The sequence below is a fragment of the Caulobacter sp. GW821-FHT05F04 genome (assembly GCF_059419665.1).
In genome coordinates this window covers 1-16,958 of record NZ_JBWKSF010000018.1, presented here as the reverse complement: position 1 = coordinate 16,958, position 16,958 = coordinate 1, and the positions used below count along the sequence as shown (strand labels likewise).

Annotated in this window: 18 protein-coding genes and 1 pseudogene; 11 read left to right on the top strand and 8 right to left on the bottom strand. The window is 70.0% G+C overall.

What is annotated here, in order from left to right:
- Positions 1-200: 200 nt before the first annotated feature.
- Positions 201-704 carry a BamJ family beta-barrel-assembly machinery protein gene (bamJ, locus tag AC07R7_RS25795; protein ID WP_494637225.1) on the top strand — a complete coding sequence of 168 codons (504 nt, stop codon included), beginning with the start codon at positions 201-203 and terminating at the stop codon, positions 702-704.
- Between the two features lie 176 nt (positions 705-880).
- Here the strand turns inward: bamJ and rutA are convergent, their stop codons facing one another.
- The 4 genes from rutA to rutB all read right to left on the bottom strand — a co-directional run bounded on the left by rutA (position 881) and on the right by rutB (position 4,062).
- Positions 881-1,939, bottom strand: a complete 1,059-nt coding sequence (rutA, locus tag AC07R7_RS25790; RefSeq protein ID WP_494637223.1) for a pyrimidine utilization protein A — start codon at positions 1,937-1,939, stop codon at positions 881-883.
- 39 nt (positions 1,940-1,978) lie between these two features.
- Entirely contained in the window at positions 1,979-2,779 is an 801-nt protein-coding gene (gene rutD, locus AC07R7_RS25785; protein WP_494637221.1) for a pyrimidine utilization protein D, read from the bottom strand.
- A 4-nt stretch (positions 2,780-2,783) separates the two neighbouring features.
- A complete protein-coding gene (gene rutC, locus AC07R7_RS25780; RefSeq protein WP_492885819.1) occupies positions 2,784-3,173 on the bottom strand; it encodes a pyrimidine utilization protein C in 390 nt (129 codons plus the stop codon).
- A 169-nt stretch (positions 3,174-3,342) separates the two neighbouring features.
- Positions 3,343-4,062, bottom strand: a complete 720-nt coding sequence (rutB, locus tag AC07R7_RS25775) for a pyrimidine utilization protein B (RefSeq protein WP_494637219.1) — start codon at positions 4,060-4,062, stop codon at positions 3,343-3,345.
- Between the two features lie 109 nt (positions 4,063-4,171).
- Between rutB and rutR the strand changes: the two genes are divergently transcribed.
- From rutR to AC07R7_RS25755, 4 genes are all read left to right on the top strand, one after another.
- Entirely contained in the window at positions 4,172-4,939 is a 768-nt protein-coding gene (rutR, locus tag AC07R7_RS25770) for an HTH-type transcriptional regulator RutR (protein WP_494637217.1), read from the top strand.
- Between the two features lie 107 nt (positions 4,940-5,046).
- On the top strand, positions 5,047-6,672 hold the full coding sequence (locus AC07R7_RS25765; RefSeq protein ID WP_494637215.1) for a sensor histidine kinase: 1,626 nt from the start codon (positions 5,047-5,049) through the stop codon (positions 6,670-6,672).
- 171 nt (positions 6,673-6,843) lie between these two features.
- Positions 6,844-8,439, top strand: a complete 1,596-nt coding sequence (locus tag AC07R7_RS25760) for a flavin monoamine oxidase family protein (protein ID WP_494637213.1) — start codon at positions 6,844-6,846, stop codon at positions 8,437-8,439.
- A gap of 5 nt (positions 8,440-8,444) precedes the next feature.
- Positions 8,445-8,861 carry a c-type cytochrome gene (locus tag AC07R7_RS25755; RefSeq protein ID WP_494637211.1) on the top strand — a complete coding sequence of 139 codons (417 nt, stop codon included), beginning with the start codon at positions 8,445-8,447 and terminating at the stop codon, positions 8,859-8,861.
- Between the two features lie 172 nt (positions 8,862-9,033).
- On the opposite strand, the gene AC07R7_RS25750 is transcribed toward AC07R7_RS25755, so the two are convergent.
- The 3 genes from AC07R7_RS25750 to AC07R7_RS25740 form a co-directional block, all read right to left on the bottom strand.
- Entirely contained in the window at positions 9,034-9,516 is a 483-nt protein-coding gene (locus AC07R7_RS25750; RefSeq protein ID WP_494637209.1) for an SRPBCC family protein, read from the bottom strand.
- Entirely contained in the window at positions 9,513-9,854 is a 342-nt protein-coding gene (locus tag AC07R7_RS25745; RefSeq protein WP_494637207.1) for an ArsR/SmtB family transcription factor, read from the bottom strand. The genes AC07R7_RS25750 and AC07R7_RS25745 overlap by 4 nt, the downstream gene beginning before the upstream one ends.
- A 222-nt stretch (positions 9,855-10,076) precedes the next feature.
- Positions 10,077-11,714, bottom strand: a complete 1,638-nt coding sequence (locus AC07R7_RS25740) for an aldehyde dehydrogenase (NADP(+)) (RefSeq protein WP_494637205.1) — start codon at positions 11,712-11,714, stop codon at positions 10,077-10,079.
- A 66-nt stretch (positions 11,715-11,780) separates the two neighbouring features.
- Between AC07R7_RS25740 and AC07R7_RS25735 the strand changes: the two genes are divergently transcribed.
- From AC07R7_RS25735 to AC07R7_RS25725, 3 genes are read left to right on the top strand one after another with little or no spacing between them, the layout of a single operon-like run.
- Entirely contained in the window at positions 11,781-12,662 is an 882-nt protein-coding gene (locus AC07R7_RS25735) for an oxygenase MpaB family protein (RefSeq protein WP_494637203.1), read from the top strand.
- Positions 12,663-12,689: 27 nt separating this feature from the next.
- The gene (locus tag AC07R7_RS25730; RefSeq protein WP_494637201.1) at positions 12,690-13,232 is read left to right on the top strand and encodes a hypothetical protein; all 543 of its coding nucleotides are present in this window, start codon (positions 12,690-12,692) and stop codon (positions 13,230-13,232) included.
- On the top strand, positions 13,120-14,415 hold the full coding sequence (locus tag AC07R7_RS25725; RefSeq protein ID WP_494637199.1) for a DNA-packaging protein: 1,296 nt from the start codon (positions 13,120-13,122) through the stop codon (positions 14,413-14,415). Before AC07R7_RS25730 ends, AC07R7_RS25725 begins: the two co-directional genes overlap by 113 nt.
- A gap of 141 nt (positions 14,416-14,556) precedes the next feature.
- Here AC07R7_RS25725 and AC07R7_RS25720 read toward each other — a convergent pair whose 3' ends face one another.
- Positions 14,557-14,895, bottom strand: coding sequence for an endonuclease domain-containing protein (locus AC07R7_RS25720; RefSeq protein ID WP_492885796.1), 339 nt, complete (start codon positions 14,893-14,895; stop codon positions 14,557-14,559).
- Between AC07R7_RS25720 and AC07R7_RS25715 the strand changes: the two are divergent.
- The 3 genes and pseudogenes from AC07R7_RS25715 (at position 14,864) to AC07R7_RS25705 (ending at position 16,885) form a co-directional block, all read left to right on the top strand.
- Positions 14,864-16,215 (top strand): annotated as a pseudogene (locus AC07R7_RS25715) (phage portal protein). The gene AC07R7_RS25720 and the pseudogene AC07R7_RS25715 sit on opposite strands and share 32 nt — an antisense overlap.
- Positions 16,212-16,472 carry a hypothetical protein gene (locus AC07R7_RS25710; protein WP_494637196.1) on the top strand — a complete coding sequence of 87 codons (261 nt, stop codon included), beginning with the start codon at positions 16,212-16,214 and terminating at the stop codon, positions 16,470-16,472. Before AC07R7_RS25715 ends, AC07R7_RS25710 begins: the two are co-directional and overlap by 4 nt.
- Positions 16,469-16,885, top strand: a complete 417-nt coding sequence (locus tag AC07R7_RS25705; RefSeq protein WP_494637194.1) for an HK97 family phage prohead protease — start codon at positions 16,469-16,471, stop codon at positions 16,883-16,885. Before AC07R7_RS25710 ends, AC07R7_RS25705 begins: the two co-directional genes overlap by 4 nt.
- The last annotated feature ends 73 nt before the right edge of the window (positions 16,886-16,958 follow it).

Below are 16,958 nucleotides of genomic sequence, written 5' to 3'. Positions count from 1 at the left end.
TCGTCGCCGCAAACGGCATGCTTAAATCCGGCCAGCCTTGGCAAAAACCCGCTTGACCCAACACAGTCGCCGGCTCTACGCTGCGCTTCGGCCGGGATGACAAGAGTTGGTGCGGTTGAGGAGGCGAAATTTCGCCGCGAAGTTCCGCTCAAGGATCGCTACGGTGTCGCTCACTGACACCAGCGTTCGAAAGACCCTTGATGCGCCTTCTCGCCACCTTGGCCGCCACGGCCTTCCTCGCCGCCGGCGCGGCCCACGCCCAGGTCACGCCGACCGCCCCGCCACAGATGGCCGCCGCGCCCTCGGCCAACGCCCTGGCCGGCAAGGCCTTCCTGGAAAAGAACGCCAAGGCCCCGGGCGTGGTCACCCTGCCATCGGGCCTGCAGTACAAGGTCGTGACCTCGGGCCCGAAGACCGGCCCGTCGCCCAAGCTCGGCGACATCGTCAAGGTCAATTACGAGGGCAAGCTGCTGGACGGCACGGTGTTCGATAGCAGCTTCGCGCGCGGCAAGGCGGCGATCATGCCGGCCGACGGCCTGATCCAGGGCTGGTTGGAGGCCCTGCCGAAGATGAAGGTCGGCGACGAGTGGACCCTCTACATTCCCTCGGAGCTGGGCTACGGCCCCCGCGACATGGGCGAGATCCCGCCGGACAGCGTGCTGGTGTTCCGCCTGCAGCTGCTGGGGATGCTGGCGGTCGACTGATCGACGGAAGCGGCGCCCGGATCTCTCCTCCCCTTTTGGGGGAGGTGGATCGGCGCGAATACGCGACGAGACGGAGGGGGACGGCGCGGGCCTGGTGGCGCGGCGCCGACCCCCTCCACCGCCGTTCGGCGGTCCCCCTCCCCCATAGGGGGAGGAGAGGGGACGCCCGGCTCGGCTTATTTCCGGCTCTTCATCAGCGGCTGGATCTTCTCGCCGAAGTCCTCGACGCCCTTCACGAAGTCGTCGAAGGTCAGCAGCACCCCGGCCGTGCCGGGCACCGCGGCGATCTCGTCCATCATCCGGGCGATGCTCTCATAGCTGCCGACCAGCGTGCCCATGTTCAGGTTCACCGCCGATTCCGGCGCGGCCAGCTGGGTGGTGTTGGTCGTCGCGCCGGCCTTGGCGTTAGGCGCGGCCTGCTGGGTCAGCCAGGCCAGCGCCTCCTGGTCCGCGCCGTCGCGGTACTTCTGCCACTTGGCCATGGCCTTCTCGTCGGTCTCGTCGGCGATGATCATGAACAGGATGAACGACTTGACGTCGCGGCCGGTCTTTTCGGCGGCCGCTTCCAGCCGCTTGTTGACGCTGGCGAAGGCGGTCGGGGTGTTGGTCCCCTTGCCCAGGGCGAAGCTGTAGTCGGCATATTGCGCCGTGAAGGCCAGGCCCTCGTCGGACGAGCCGGCGCAGATCAGCTTGGTCTCCTTGGGATGCGGGCTGACCCGGCAGTCGTCCATGGTGAAGTACTTGCCCTTGAAGTCCGAGACGCCGGTCTCCAGAAGGTCCTTCAGCACGGTCGTGTATTCGGCCAGGTAGTTGTAGCGGTCGGTATAGTGCGCTTCGCCCGGCCACAGGCCCATCTGGCTGTACTCGGCCTTCTGCCAGCCGGTCACCAGGTTGATGCCGAAGCGGCCCGGGGCGATCGAGTCGATGGTCGAGGCCATGCGCGCCACGATGGCCGGCGGGATGGTCAGGGTGGCGACGGTGGCGAAGATCTTGATCTTGCTGGTCACGGCCGCCAGGCCCGACATCAGGGTGAAGCTCTCGAGATTGTGCTCCCAGAACTGGGTCTTGCCGCCGAACCCGCGCAGCTTGATCATCGAGAGCGCGAAGTCGAAGCCGTACTTCTCGGCCTTCTGGGTGATCTCCTTGTTGAGCGCGAAGCTGGGCATGTACTGCGGCGAGGTCTCGGAGATGAGCCAGCCGTTGTTGCCGATGGGGATGAAGACGCCGACCTGCATGGGTTTATTCCCCTGTGGTTCTTGAGATGACGGGCGCGCTCACGCGCCCTCCAGAAACTTGATCAGACCTTCGTTGAAGGTCTCGGGATCGGTGACGGTGAAGCCGTGGCCGCCCCAGGCGGCGACCTGGTAGTCGGCGTTGGGCAGGCGGCCGGCCAGGCGCTGCGAGCAGCTGGGCGGCACCAGCATGTCGTCGGCGCTGGCGCTGATCAGCACCCGGTGGGTGATCTCCTCCAGCCGCGCGTCGACGTCGAAGGCCAGCAGGGCGTTGATCCGGGCCAGCATCACCTCGCGCGGCGGGAAGCCGGCCACGTGGTGAGGCTCCTCGGCCTGCAGGCGCGCGTGGTTCCGCGAAATCCAGTCGGCCGGATAGAGGAAGATCGGCTGGGCGTGGACATAGGCTTGCGGTCCGCTGTCGTTCAGCAGATGGATGCGGGTGTCGAAACAGCGCTGGATGTGCGGATCGGGCCGCGACCAGCCGTTGACCACCACCAGCTTGCCCAGGCGATCGGGCTGGTCCAGCGCGAGCTGAAGGCCCGCATTGCCGCCGGCCGCGTGGCCGACCACGTGGGCCTTTGGCAGGGCCAGGGCGTCCATGACCTTGACCATGTCGTCGGCCATATGGGCGACGGTATAGTCGTCTGGCAGCTCGCGGACGCTGCGGCCCGTGCCGCGATGGTCGTAGAGCACGACCGGCCAACGCTCGGTCAGGGCCGCCATCTGCGGGGCCCAGAACGCGCCCGAGCCGCCCAGGCCCGAAGACAGCAGCACGACCTCGCGGCCGGCGACCGGACCGCCGTGCAGCTCGTAGTGGAGGCCGTCGACCGTGCCGGAGGTCATGCGGCTACTTCTTCCCGATGTGCGCGACGCTGGCGATCTCGACCACGAAGCCGGGCTTCACCAGGCCGCACTGGATGCAGTAGCGGGCGGGTTTGTCGCCGGGGAAGTACTCTGCATAGACCTTGTTGATCGTCTGGTAGAAGCTCCAGTCGGTCAGGAAGATGTGGTTCATGGTCACGTCCTCCATGGTGCCGCCGGCGGTCTCGATCACCGACTTGATGGTCTCCAGCACCTGCCGGGTCTGGGCCTCGGCGTCGTCGGGGAAGGCGACGTTGTTGTCCTTGTCGAAGGCGAGCGTGCCCGAGACGTAGACGATGCCGTCGGCCAGGGTCCCGGGCGAGAACGGGGCGATCGGCGTGCCCGTCCCGGGCGGGGTGATGACGGTCTTGGGCATGGTGTTGCTCCTCTAAATCCTCATCAAATCCGACCTTCCCGGCGAATGCCGGGACCCAGATTCATCCGGGTCGGTTTGGGTGTTCGCGCCTGCTGGCCGGTCCGCTTCCGGTACTTCCATGGGTTCGATCTGGGCCCCGGCATTCGCCGGGGAGATCGGAGTGGGGTGGTTAGGTTTCCGGCGCCAGCTGCCCGAACGCCCCCTTGAAGTCGGCGGTCGTCGAGACCCAGCCGAAGAAGCTCTCGATGTTGAACAGCGCCGCCTTCTGCACGAAGTCGGGGCCCGCCTGGTGGGTGGCGTCTTCCAGCACGGTCCCGAAATATTCGAGGAAGAAGCCGTCGCGCAGGGTCGACTCGACGCAGACATTGGTGGCGATGCCCACGAACACCAGGTGGCGGATGCCGCGCGCCCGCAGCACGCTGTCCAGCTGGCTGTTGAAGAAGCCGCTGTAGCGGGTCTTGTGCAGCTGGATGTCGCCCGGCTCGGGCTTTAGCGCGTCGACCAGCTCGTAGTCCCACTGGCCGCGCGCCAAGAGCTTGCCCCGCAGCTCGGGCCGGGCGCGCATGGTCTTCAGGGCGTTGGACTTCCACCAGTTGGGCGAGCCGGGACCGCCGGCCTCGACATACTGATCGTCCCAGCCGTTCTGGAAAAAGATCACCTGCATCCCGGCGGCGCGGGCCACGGGCAGGATGGTCTTGATCTCCTCGATCACCTTCGCGGCGCCCGAGATGTCGAAGCCGGCCAGGTCGAGATAGCCGCCCTTGGAGGCGTAGGCGTTCTGCATGTCGATGACGATCACCGCCGTCGTCTTCGGGTCGACCGGGATCGGCTCGGGCCGCGCGGGCAGCATGATCGCGCCGGGCGAAAGCGGGGTGATCGGAGAGCTCATCGACGCGGCTCCTTGTGAAATCCGAGGGGCATGGAATACCATCCCGCGTAACGTTGCAATCCGAACCGTTCGGTCCATGTTTGACCAAATGGTCCAAGTTTGAGCTGGCATGACCGACGCCGCCGCCAAGACCGTCAAGCCGTCGCGCAAGGCCGCTGGCAAACCGGCGTCCAAGCGCGCGTCCGGCGCCCGCGAGCTGGTCAAGGCCGCTCAAAGCGTGGGCGACAGCGAGGCGGCCGGAGCGTCAAAGGGCGGCCGCAGCCCCGGGCCTCGCCAAAGGGCCCGCAAGGCCCGCAAGGCCGCTATCCTGAAGGCCGCGCTGGGCGTCTTCGCCCGCCTTGGCCTGGACGGGGCCAGCGTCGAGGCCATCGCCCAGGCCGCCGGGATCTCGAAGGCCAATCTCCTCTACTACCACCCGACCAAGGAGGCCCTGTACGTGGCGGTGCTGGAGCAGGGGCTGTCCCTGTGGCTGGCGCCCCTGAGTCGCTTCAGCGAGGGCGACGATCCCGCCGAGGCCATCGCCGCCCTGATCGACGCCAAGCTGGCGCTCAGCCGCGACCATCCGGAGGTCTCGCGGCTGTTCGCCCTGGAGATGCTGCGCGGCGCGCCGCTGCTGAAGCCCGTGCTCGCGGGGCCCCTGAAGGCGGTGTTCGACGCCAAGGTCACGGTGATCGCGGCGTGGGTGGCGGCGGGCAGGCTTGCCCCGGTGGACCCGCCGCACCTGATCTTCGCCCTCTGGGCCCTGACCCAGCACTATGCCGACTTCGCCGTCCAGGTGCGCGCCCTGACCGGTAAGTCCTTGTCCGACCAGCGTTTCATGCAGGAGACCCGGGCGGCGGTGACGGCGCTGGTCCTGGAGGGCTTAAGGCCGCGTTAAGCCTGAGCTGCGTCCACACGTCACCTTCCGGCGAACGCGGTTGTTCATCATGGTGACGGTCAATGACGCGACCGCGCCAACCTTTCCGGACCGCAGAAGCGCGGCCCATGCGACTGATCCACGGGATCGTCGGCGCGGCCGCCGTGCTGGTCGTCGTCTCGATCCTGGGCGGACTGGCCCTGGTGATCCTGGCCGCGCGCCAGCTGGACCACATGGAAGCGGTCGACGAGATCGAGATCACCCAGCGCACCATCGTCCGCACCCTGGAGCGGACAGAGCGCGAGGTGACGTCGGCCACGGTCTGGGACCAGGCCTACAAGGCCATGGGCTGGACGATCAACGCGACCTGGGCCGACACCGATTTCGCCACCTACTACCACGACCAGTTCAAGCACGACCTGACCTTCGTCATCCGCTCGGGGCAGGTGGTCTACGCCTCGACCGGCGGCAAGCGGGTTTCGGCCGACGCCCTCGGTGGCTTTCCCGCCGAAGCGGCCCCGATCGCCGCCGATGTGGCCGCCAAGGCCCGCGCGGCGCGCCGCGCCGGCAAGCTCAGCACCGCCGGCGAGGTGACGCGGACGGGTCTGATGCGGATCGACGACGATGCCTATCTGGTCGCCTTCGCCGCCGTGACGCCGGAGAGCCGGGCCGTCGCCGACCTCTATGACGGCCCGCCAGCGATCGTCGTCAGCGCCCGCCGGATGGACGCCGCCTTCGTTCATCAGTTGTCGGACGACCTGGGGCTGGACAACCTGGTCCTGATGCGCCGCCCGGGCGGCGATCCGCCGAAGGTCACCTTGCGCGACATCGAGGGTCATGCGTTCGGGGCCCTGGCCTGGAAGGCCAGGAACCCGGGTCTGAAGCTGCTGAAGAGCGTCGCGCCGTGGCTGCTGATCGGCTTTCTGGTGCTGGCCGCCGCCGGCGCCGTGCTGACCCAGCGCGTCGCCGAGGCCCTGCGCAAGCTGGAGGCCGGGCGCCTGGAGCTGCTGGCCGCCAAGGAGGAGGCCGAGGCCGCCAACGCCGCCAAGACCCGCTTCCTGGCCAATATGAGCCACGAGGTCCGCACCCCGCTGAACGGCGTGCTGGGCATGGCCCAGGTGATGGCCGCCGACACGCTCAGCGAGACGCAGGGCCGCCGCCTGAAGATCCTGCAGGAGTCCGGTCAGGCGCTGCTGGCCCTGCTGAACAGCATCCTCGACATCGCCAGGCTCGAGACCGGCGCGGTGCGGCTGCGGTCCGAGACCTTCGACCTGGCCGCCCTGGTCGAGGCCTCGTGCGCGGCCTTCTCCGGCGCGGCCGCGGCCAAGGGCCTGGACCTGACGTCGGACATCGCGCCCGAGCTGCGCGGCCGCTGGGTCGGCGACCCGATGCGTCTGCGCCAGGTGCTGGGCAACCTGGTGGCCAACGCCGTCAAGTTCACCGACCAAGGCGGCGTCACTGTCCGCGTCCGTCCCACCGCCAAGGGTCTGCGCTTCGAGGTCGAGGACACTGGCCTGGGCATCGCCGCCGAGGACCTGTCCGAGCTGTTCAAGACCTTCTCCCAGGTCGACAGCTCCCTGACCCGCGCCCACGACGGCGCCGGCCTTGGCCTGTCGATCTGCCGCGAACTGGTCGAACTGATGGGCGGCGCGATCGGCGTCCACTCGACGCCGGGGCAGGGGTCCAGCTTCCACTTCGTGGTCCCGCTGACCCAGGCGGTATCGGACCGGCCGACTCTGCGGGTGGTGCGGTAGGGAGACGGCTGCACAGTTCGCGCGCAGCCCCATCGTCAGGGCGCCGATAAATCGGGGCCTTTGACGCCACAGCATGGCGTGACGGCCGGCCAAGCCTCGCTCCGGCCGTCGCCCCTGCTAACCCTTGGCCACACCGTCGGCTTCGACGGTTCTGTCGGGGACGGGCTTTCAATGGGATCGGGTGTAACGGCGCCAACCAGGCGCCAGCTTCTTTCGGCCATCGCCAAGGTCGGCGGCACGGCCGCGCTGTATCAGGCCATGACCACGCTGGGCCACGCGGCCGAGACCCAGTTCCATGGCCCGCCGAACCTGCAGGGCGCGCGGCCCGGCGCTTCGGTGATCGTGCTGGGCGCGGGCCTGGCGGGGATGCTGGCGGCGTTCGAGCTGACCAAGGCCGGCTACAAGGTCAGGATCCTGGAGTTCCAGAACCGCGCCGGCGGCCGCAACTGGTCGCTGCGGGGCGGCGATACCTATACCGAACTCGGCGGCGCGACCCAGAAGGTGGCCTTCTCGCCGGGCAACTACCTGAACCCCGGCCCCTGGCGGATCCCGCACCACCACCGGACCCTGCTGCATTACTGCAAGTCGTTCGGCGTGGCCCTGGAGCCGTTCATCCAGTTCAACCACTCCGGCTGGGTCCACTCGTCCCAGGCCTTCGACGGCAAGCCGGTGCGCTTCAACGCCGCCGCCGCCGACTTCGAGGGCAATATCGCCGAGCTGCTGGCCAAGTCGGTCAACGCCAAGGCTCTGGACGACACCGTCACCCAGGAAGACCGTGACAAGCTGCTGGAGGCCCTGAAGGGCTGGGGCATGCTGGACAACGACTACAGGTATTCGGCCGGCCTGAAGGCCTCGGGCCATCGCGGCTTCGAGCGTCCGCCGGGCGGCGGGGTCAACGGCGCGCCGATCCCGTCCAAGGACCTCTACAAGCTGCACGACGTGCTGGACCCGCAGGTCTGGACCTCGATGGCCTTCTTCATGGGCCACGAGATGCAGACCACCATGTTCCAGCCGGTCGGCGGCATGGACATGATCGGCAAGGCCTTCGCCAAGCAGGTGGACGGCCTGATCACCTACAACGCCAAGGTCAGCAAGATCGCCCAGGACGACAAGGGCGTGGTGGTGACCTATGCCGACACCGCCACGGGCAAGGTGACCGACGCCAAGGCCGACTGGTGCGTCTGCACGATCCCGCTGGGCATTCTCGGCCAGATGGATCTGCAGGTGACCGACGAGATGATGGCCGCCATCAAGGCCGTGCCCTATTCCGGCCAGGTCAAGATCGGCCTGGAGATGAAGCGCCGCTTCTGGGAGGAGGACGACTACATCTACGGCGGCCACAGCTTCACCGACCAGGAGATCGCCCTGATCTCCTATCCGAACAACAACATGTTCAAGGACGGGCCGGCGGTGCTGCTGGGCGCCTTCGCCCGCGAGATGGGGGCCTATCGCCTGGCCGGCATGACGCCCGAGCAGCGGATCGAGGTGGCCCTGGCGCAGGGCTCGGTGCTGCACCCCAAGAGCTACCGCCAGGAGTTCGCCAGCGGGGCCTCGGTGGCCTGGAGCCGGGTGCCCTGGACGCTGGGCTGCTGCGCCCGCTGGAACGAGGATACCCGCAAGGAGCACTACCAGACCCTGGTCGGCATGGACCGCCGGATCGTGCTGGCCGGCGAGCACGCCTCCTACGTCGGCTGCTGGATGGAGGGGGCGCTGCTCTCGTCCATCGACGCCATCACCCGTCTGCACAAGCGCGCGCTGGAGGCTTGAGGATCATGCGGAAGATCATCTTAGCGACGGCGGCCCTGATCGCCTTTCCGGCCATGGCCCAGACTTCCGGCGGCGGCGACACCGGCGGTGGCATCGTCCGGGCGGTCAAGCCCGTGACGGGGGAGCAGGTCTATGGCGCGGTCTGCCAGGCCTGCCACATGGCCGACGCCAAGGGCGCGACCGGGGCGGGGACCATCCCGGCCCTGGCGAACAATCCGCGGCTGGCGGGGGCGGCCTATCCGATCATGATCGTGACGGGCGGCAAGGGCGCGATGCCAGGGTTCGTCGGCACGCTGAGCAACGCCCAGATGGCCGAGGCGGTGACCTATGTCCGCACGCACTTCGGCAACAGCTACGCCAAGCCGGTGACCGAGGCGGATGTGGCGAAGATCGCGAAGCCGCCGAGCGCTGGGGGGCACTGAGGCGAGGCCGGTATCGTCTCTCCTCCCCCTCTTGGGGGAGGGGGACCGCCGAACGGCGGTGGAGGGGGTCAGCGCCGCGTCAATTCAGGCCCGCGCCGTCCCCCTCCGTCACGGCGCGTATCGCGCCGCGCCACCTCCCCCAAGAGGGGAGGAGAGAGGTGTGCGGCGGCGTCTAGGGCGTCGTCCCCTCCACGAGCGGCGCGATCTGTTCCATCAGTTGCCGGGTCCCGTCCTCGCGGCCCTCGGGCGAGTAGTAGCCGTCCAGGAACACCCCGACCTCGGTGATCACCAGGCGCGTCTTGGGCCCCTCCGGGCGGATCTCGATGGTCGAGACCGACACCGAGGCCAGGTTGTCGCCGTGGTGCATCCAGTAGGTGTAGACGATCCGCTCATCGGGCACGATGTCGTGGTAGCGGCTGCGGAAGTGGTGCGGCGGCTCGCCCGGCGGGCGGCTGACGGCGTAGTCCTCGCCGCCGACGCGGAAGTCCATGCCGCTCTCCGGCGGGCCCCATTCCTCGGGACCGTGGAACCACTTGGCCTTCTGCTCCGGATCGGCGAAGGCGGAAAACACCCGGGCGGGCGAGGCGGCATAGACCCGCTCGACGACGAAGGTGGCGTGGATGGCGCTGCGGCCTGTCTTTGGGCGGTCGGTCATTTGGTTTCCCCGTCTTCCTCGGCGGCCAGAAAGGCGCCGAGCCGGTCGAGGCGCTGCTCCCATTGGGTGCGCCTCTGGTGGATCCACTGTTCGGCGACACTGAGGACATCGGGATTGATCCGGCAGATGCGCACCCGGCCGACCTTCTCCGACGCCACGATCCCGCCCGCCTCCAGCATGGCCAGGTGCTGCATGACCGCCGGCAGCGACATGTCCAGCGGCCGGGCCAGTTCGCTCACCGAGGCGGGGCCCCGGGAAAGCCGCTCGACCATGCTCCGCCGCGCGGGATCCGCGAGGGCCTGGAACATCAGGTCGAGCGAGGGTTGATGGTTAGGCATTAGATTAAGTATCGAGGTGTGGGGAAAAGGTCAAGTGATTGCTTAAGTATCGTGAGGGCTGATCTGGAGTTCTCCTCCCCTCTTTGGGGGAGGTGGCGCGGCGCGAATACGCGCCGTGACGGAGGGGGACGGCGCGGGCCTAGATTGGCGCGGCGTTGACCCCCTCCACCGCCGTTCGGCGGTTCCCCTCCCCCAGAAGGGGGAGGAGAGAAAACACGCGGCCTAAGCCAGCTTCACCTTGCCATCGACCCGCCGGGCGATGCCCAGCGGGTTCTCCGTCCGCAGCTCCGCCGGCAGCAGCGCTTCCGGCAGGTTCTGGTAGCTGACCGGCCGCAGGAAGCGCGCGATCGCCAGGGTGCCGACCGAGGTCGCCCGGGCGTCGCTGGTCGCCGGGAACGGGCCGCCGTGGACCATGGCGTTGGCCACTTCCACCCCGGTGCCGAAGCCGTTGACCAGGATGCGGCCGGCCTTCAGCTCCAGCGCCGGCAGCAGGGCGCCGGCGAGGGCGTGGTCGGCCTCTTCCAGGTGGATGGCGATGGTCAGCTGGCCTTCCAGGGCGTCGATGACCCTGGCCAGCTCGGCTTGGTCGGTGGCGCGGACGACCACCGAGGCGGCGCCGAACACCTCCTCGTGCAGGTGCGGATTGGCCAGGAAGTCGGCGGCCTTGACGCTGAACAGGGCCGCGCGGCCGGTGTGGCTGCCGTCCGCGCCGGGCAGGCCGCGCGCCACGGTGGTGACCGCCTTGTCCTGCGAGAGGGCGTCGACGCCGTGGGCGAAGGCCTGGCAGATGCCCGGGGTCAGCATGACGGCGGCCGGGGCGGCCTCCACCACCTTGCCGGCGGCCTCGACGAAGGCGTCCAGCTCGGGGCCGTCGATGGCCAGGATCAGGCCGGGATTGGTGCAGAACTGGCCCGCGCCCAGGGTCAGGGCGGCCACGAAGTCCGGGGCGATCTTCTCGCCGCGCGCCGCCAGGGCGGCCGGCAGCAGGATGACCGGATTGATGCTGCTCATCTCGGCGTAGAACGGGATGGGCTCGGGCCGGCCCTGGGCGACGGCGGCCAGCGCCAGGCCGCCCCGACGCGAACCGGTGAAGCCGGCGGCCTTGACGCGCGGATCGGCGACCAGGGCCACGCCCATCTCGTAGCCGCTGTCGTGGATCATCGAGAACACGCCCGGATGCAGGCCGACCGAGGCGACGGCGGCCTGGATGGCGCGGCCGATCAGCTCCGAGGTGCCGGGGTGAGCCGGGTGGGCCTTGACGATGACCGGGCAGCCGGCCGCCAGGGCCGAGGCGGTGTCGCCGCCGGCCACCGAGAAGGCCAGCGGGAAGTTGCTCGCGCCGAACACGGCCACCGGGCCCAGCGGCACGTTGCGCAGGCGCAGGTCAGGACGCGGCAGCGGCTTGCGGTCCGGCAGGGCCGGGTCGATGCGAGCCTCCAGGAAGCCGCCGTCGCGCAGCACGCTGGCGAACAGGCGCAGCTGGCCGGTCGTGCGACCCCGCTCGCCTTCGAGGCGGGCGCGGGGCAGGCCGGTCTCGGCCATGACGCGGACGATCAGGTCGTCGCCGATCGCCTCGATATGCTCGGCGATGGCTTCCAGGAAGGTGGCGCGGGTCTCGTAGGGCAGGGACCGGTAGGGCCCGAACGCCTCGGCCGCCAGGGCCGCGGCCTGTTCGACATCGGCCTTGGTCGCGCCGCCGAACGCGGGCTCCAGGGTCTCGCCGGTGGCGGGATTGACGCCCTTGATCTCGCCGTTGGTTCCCTTGCGGCTTTCGCCGCCGATCAGAAGCTCGCCCGTCAGATGCACGTTCGTCGTCCCGCAATGAGTGGTTTCGGTCGGTATAGATGGGAGCGCTAACATGACAAGTCCATGCGCGCGACGGCGGGTTCAGGCGTTAGAAGGGGCTGAACCGTGCCGGAGGCGCCCTTGAAAGCCCGTTTCGCCGACGCCGCCAAGTCCCTGTTCGAGATTCCGGGCGGTCCGCGCGTGGATTTTACCGCTCCGGCGGGCGAGCCGGCCCTGGCCGCGCCGGACTCGGTGTCGTGGCGGGTGTTCAAGAACCCGGTCGCCCTGTTCGTCGGCGGGGTGACGGCGGTGATCCTGGAACTGGCCGAGCCGCGCGTGCGCACCGGCGTCTGGGAACATTCCAGCTTCCGGACCGACCCGATGACCCGGCTGAAGCGCACCGGCCTCGCCGCGATGGTCACGGTCTATGGCGCGCGCTCGGTCGCCGAGGCGATGATCGCCGGGGTCGGCCGCCAGCACGCGCGGGTCGGCGGAACGACGCCCGGCGGCGAGGGCTACCGGGCCTCCGACGTCGCCTTGCTGGACTGGGTGCAGGCCACGGCCAGCTTCGGCTTCCTGAACGCCTACCACGCGCTGGTCGCGCCCTTGTCGCTGGAGGATCGCGACCGGTTCTACGCCGAGGCGGCCCCGGCCGCGCGGCTCTACGGCGCTCTGGGCGCGCCGACGTCGGAGGCCGCCTGGGAAGCGCAGCTGGCGGCCATGCTGCCGCGGCTGGAGCGCTCGGCGATCGTGCTGGAGTTCCTGGACCTGATGCGCGGGGTCAGGGTGGCCGGACCGCTGAGCCGGCTGCAGCACCCGCTGATCCGGGCGGCCGTGGGGCTGGTTCCGAGCGAGGCGCGCACGGTGCTGGGCCTGGGGCGCGAATGGCTGCCCCGGCCGCTGGAGCTGCCGGTGATCAGGGCGGCGGCGCGGCTGGCGGACCGGACGCCGATCCCCGGCGCGCCGCCTTACGAGGCCTGCGTGCGGATGGGCCTGCCGGGGACCTGGCTGTACCGGCGCTGACCTCTCCACCGCGTGGAGGCGCCAAGTATGGGGATCGAGGCCGCTGGATCCCCGGCGTTGGCGAAACGGAGGCGAGCGAAATCAAGGGCTTGTCACTTTTACGGTCGCCTGAATGATCCGCGCCCGCTTGTGCCGTACCTTTGTGTCATGGCCGGAAGAAGCGACGAGCCGCAGGGCTGGAGCGAGACGCTGCAGACCAGGCTCCGGGCGAAGATGGACACCCTCATCGACGCCTTCGAGACCAGCACGGACCCCGCCGAGAAGGCCCAGATCGAGAAGGACGCCCGCACCTGCGGGGTCTTCGCTCGCTCGGCCAAGGCGATCGAGACGATGGTCCCTGAGCCGCCCGCCGAGAAGATCAAGCCCGCCGCCCCCACCTTCGGAGAGGCGGCCAATGACGACGAGGCCTCCATGCATGACGGCATCCCCGACGACCCCGAAGAGATTCAGGCCGCTCTTGCCGCCCGGTTCGATCGCTTCGCTGAGCTCCTCGAGCTCAAGCGTCGAGCGGAACTGGCTGACGGCGGCGACGCGGACGCTGGACAGGGAGGACCAGCAGCGCCTGCTTAGCGCGCTCCTGGGCGATCCGCTGATCCACCAGATGACGCCGCGCGACGACGCCTGGTCGACCTGGCTGATGCTGGGCGGACGTGGCGCGGGCAAGACCTTCGCCGGCGCGCGCTGGGTCACCTTGAACGCCCTGGCCTATTCGAACCTGGCCCTGGTCGGCCCCACGCTGCACGACGTGCGCGAGGTGATGATCGAGGGCCCGTCCGGGCTGAAGGCGATGGGCGGGCCACTGTTCCGCCCCCGCTGGGAAACCTCGCGCCGGCGGCTGGTCTGGCCCAATGGCGCGACGGCCTACGCCTTTTCGGCCGAGGATCCGGACAGCCTGCGCGGCCCGCAGTTCCACGCGGCCTGGGCCGACGAGTTCTGCGCCTGGCCCAAGCCCGCCGAGACCCTGGCCATGCTGCGCTTCGGCCTGCGGCTGGGCGAGGATCCGCGCCTGGTCGTCACCTCGACGCCCCGGCCGATCCGGGCGCTGAAGACCCTGATCGCCGAACCCGGCGTGGCCATGACCCGCGCCGGGACCAGCGCCAACGCTGGCAATCTGGCGCCGGCGTTCCTGCGGACGCTGGAAACCCTCTACGGCGGCACGCGGCTGGCCGCCCAGGAGCTGGACGGGATCATCGTCGAGACCGACGGCGGCCTGTTCCGGGCCGAGGACCTGGCGCGCTGCCGGGCGGCGAAGCCCGCGCGGCTCGACCGCGTGGTGGTGGCGGTGGACCCGCCGGCGACGGCGACCGGCGACGCCTGCGGGATCGTGGTGGTCGGCCGTCGCGACGACCGGGCCTTCGTGCTGGCCGACGAGACCGCGCGGGGCCTGTCCCCCGCCGGCTGGGCGGCGAAGGCGGTGGCCGCCGCGCGGGCCTGGACCGCCGACGCCCTGGTGGCCGAGGCCAACCAGGGCGGCGACATGGTGCGCTCGGTCCTGGCCCAGGCCGATCCGCCGTGCCGCGTGAAGCTGGTCCGCGCCAGCATCGGCAAGCGCGCCCGCGCCGAGCCCGTGGCGGCCTTGTACGAGCAGGGGCGCGTGCTCCACTGCGGCGCCTTCGTCGCGCTGGAGGAGGAGCTGATGGCCCTGGGCTCGGGAGATCTTGAACACAGCCCGGACCGCGCGGACGCCCTGGTCTGGGCGGTGAGTGAGCTGATGCTGGGCGGGCGGCAGACGCCGCGGTTGAGGTCGCTCTGACTCAGCACAGGCCCCCACCTGACCTGCTGACGCAGGTCTGTCCGCCCCCAAGTGGGGCGGAGAGGGAGCCTGCGGCGTCGAGGGGCGACCTCTCTCCTCCCCCTTTGGGGGAGGGGGACCGCCGAACGGCGGTGGAGGGGGTCAGCGCCGCCCCTCCACGATGAACGCCCTGATCGCGCCGAGCGCGCTGTCCACGGAGTCCATCACCTCGTGCGCCGGAATCCGCAACGTTCTGACGCCCTGAATACGCAGCCATCGATCCCGCGCCACGTCGCGCTCCGGTCGGCTGTCGAGCGTGTGGTCGGAGCCATCCACCTCGACCGCCAGGCGTAGCGACGCGCAGTAGAAATCCAGCACGCAGCGCCCGAAGGGATGCTGCCGGCGGAACTTCAGGCCTTCGAGGCCGCCGCGTCTGAGGGCGGTCCAGAGCCGGGCTTCCGGTGGCGACATCTGTCGCCGAAGGCGGCGGGCTTGGGTCACGGCTTCGGGCCTCGTTTGCTCCATTCTCCGGGCCTCCCGTGCTGTCCCCCTCCACCGGCGTTCGCCGGTCCCCCTCCCCCAAAGGGGGAGGAGAGGTTGTCCTGGCCGCCGAGCGCCACCCTACATTGTTCTCCATTTGTTCTCAACCTTTCGGGAGCGCCCATGGCCCTCTTCAAACCCCGCCCGCCTCGCGAGACCAAGGACTCCCGCGCCGCGCGCCTGATCGCCCTCACCACGGGCGGGCGGCCGCAGTGGACGCCGCGCGACTATGGCGCGCTCGCCAGCGAGGGCTTCGCCAAGAACCCTGTCGCCTATCGCTGCGTGCGTCTGATCGCCGAAGCCGCCGCGTCGACGCCGCTGGCGGTGTTCGCGGGCGGCCGGCGGGCCGACGATCATCCGCTGAAGCGGCTGCTGGACCGGCCCAATCCCGAGCAGGGCGGGCCCGACCTGATGGAGGCGTTTTTCGGGAGCCTGCAGGTCGCCGGCAACGCCTATCTGGAAGCGGCCGGCGACGCCGCCCCGACCGAGCTCTACGCCCTGCGTCCCGACCGGATGACCCTGGTCCCCGGACCGCGCGGCTGGCCGCTGGCCTATGACTACCAGGCCGCCGGACGCACGGTTCGCATCGCCCGCGACGCCGAGGGCTGGCTGCCGGTGCTGCACCTGAAGCTGTTCAACCCGACCAACGACCACTACGGCTTCTCGCCGCTGGAGGCCGCGGCCTTCGCGATCGACGTCCACAACGCCTCCAGCGCCTGGAACAAGGCCCTGCTGGACAACTCCGCCCGGCCCTCGGGGGCGCTGGTCTATTCGTCCAAGGACGCCGGCGACCGCCTGTCGGACGAGCAGTTCGACCGGCTGAAGACCGAGCTGGCCGCCGCTCATTCGGGCCAGGCCAACGCCGGCCGGCCGCTGCTGCTGGAAGGCGGCCTCGACTGGCGGGCCATGTCGCTGACCCCGGCCGAGATGGACTTCACCGAGGGCAAGCACGCCGCCGCCCGCGAGATCGCTCTGGCGTTCGGGGTGCCGCCGCAGCTCTTGGGCATCCCCGGCGACAACACCTACGCCAACTATCGCGAGGCCAACGCCGCCTTCTGGCGCGGAACGGTGGTTCCGCTGGCCGAGCGGGCGGCGCGGGCCCTGACCGGCTGGCTGGCCGTCAAGTTCCCGGGCGCCAGGATCGCCCCGGATCTCGACGCCGTGCCAGCCCTGTCGGCCGAGCGCGACGCCCTGTGGAGCCGGCTGCAGGCGGCCAGCTTCCTGACCGACGCCGAGCGCCGGCGGCTTGCTGGTCTAGGATTGGCGGGGCCGGAACATTGAGCGCCGCCGAAGAAAACCCCGTTGGCCGCTGGCGGCTGGACCGCCAGGTCTCGGCCGCCGTCCTGGTCGCCGTGGCGCTGCAGGCCGCCGCCGCCCTGCTGTGGGCCGGCAAGGCCTCGGCGCGGATCGACGACATGCAGCGCCGGCTGGAGGCCCAGGCCCCGGTCGCCGAACGTCTGGCCCGGCTGGAGGAACAGGCGACCGCCACCCGCCAGAGCCTCGCCCGTATCGAAGCCCGGCTGGAGCGCGCCCCATGATCAGGGACCTAGACACCGAACTGAAGATCGAGGGCTACGCCTCGCTGTTCTGGACCCGCGACCTCAATGATGACGTCACCGCCGCCGGGGCCTTCGCCGAGAGCCTGGCCGCCGGCGCGCCCGTGGCGATGCTGCACCAGCATGACGACGCCGAGCCGGTCGGGGTCTGGGACGCGGTCGTGGAGGACGCCAGGGGCCTGTTCGTCCGTGGGCGGATCCTGCGGTCCACGCCGCGAGGCCGCCTGGTCGCCGCCCTGGTCGAGGCCGGGGCCCTGGACGGCCTCTCCATCGGCTTCCGACAGGTGAAGGCCCGCACCCAAGGCCGCCTGCGCGTGCTGTCCCGCGTCGAGCTGTGGGAGGTGTCGATCGTGACCTTCCCGATGCTGCCCCAGGCGCGCCTGACGATCCGCTGAGGCTCTCCTCCCCCTCTGGGGGAGGTGGCCCAGAGGGCCGGAGGGGGCAGCTCGGCCTAGGCCGGCGACCGGG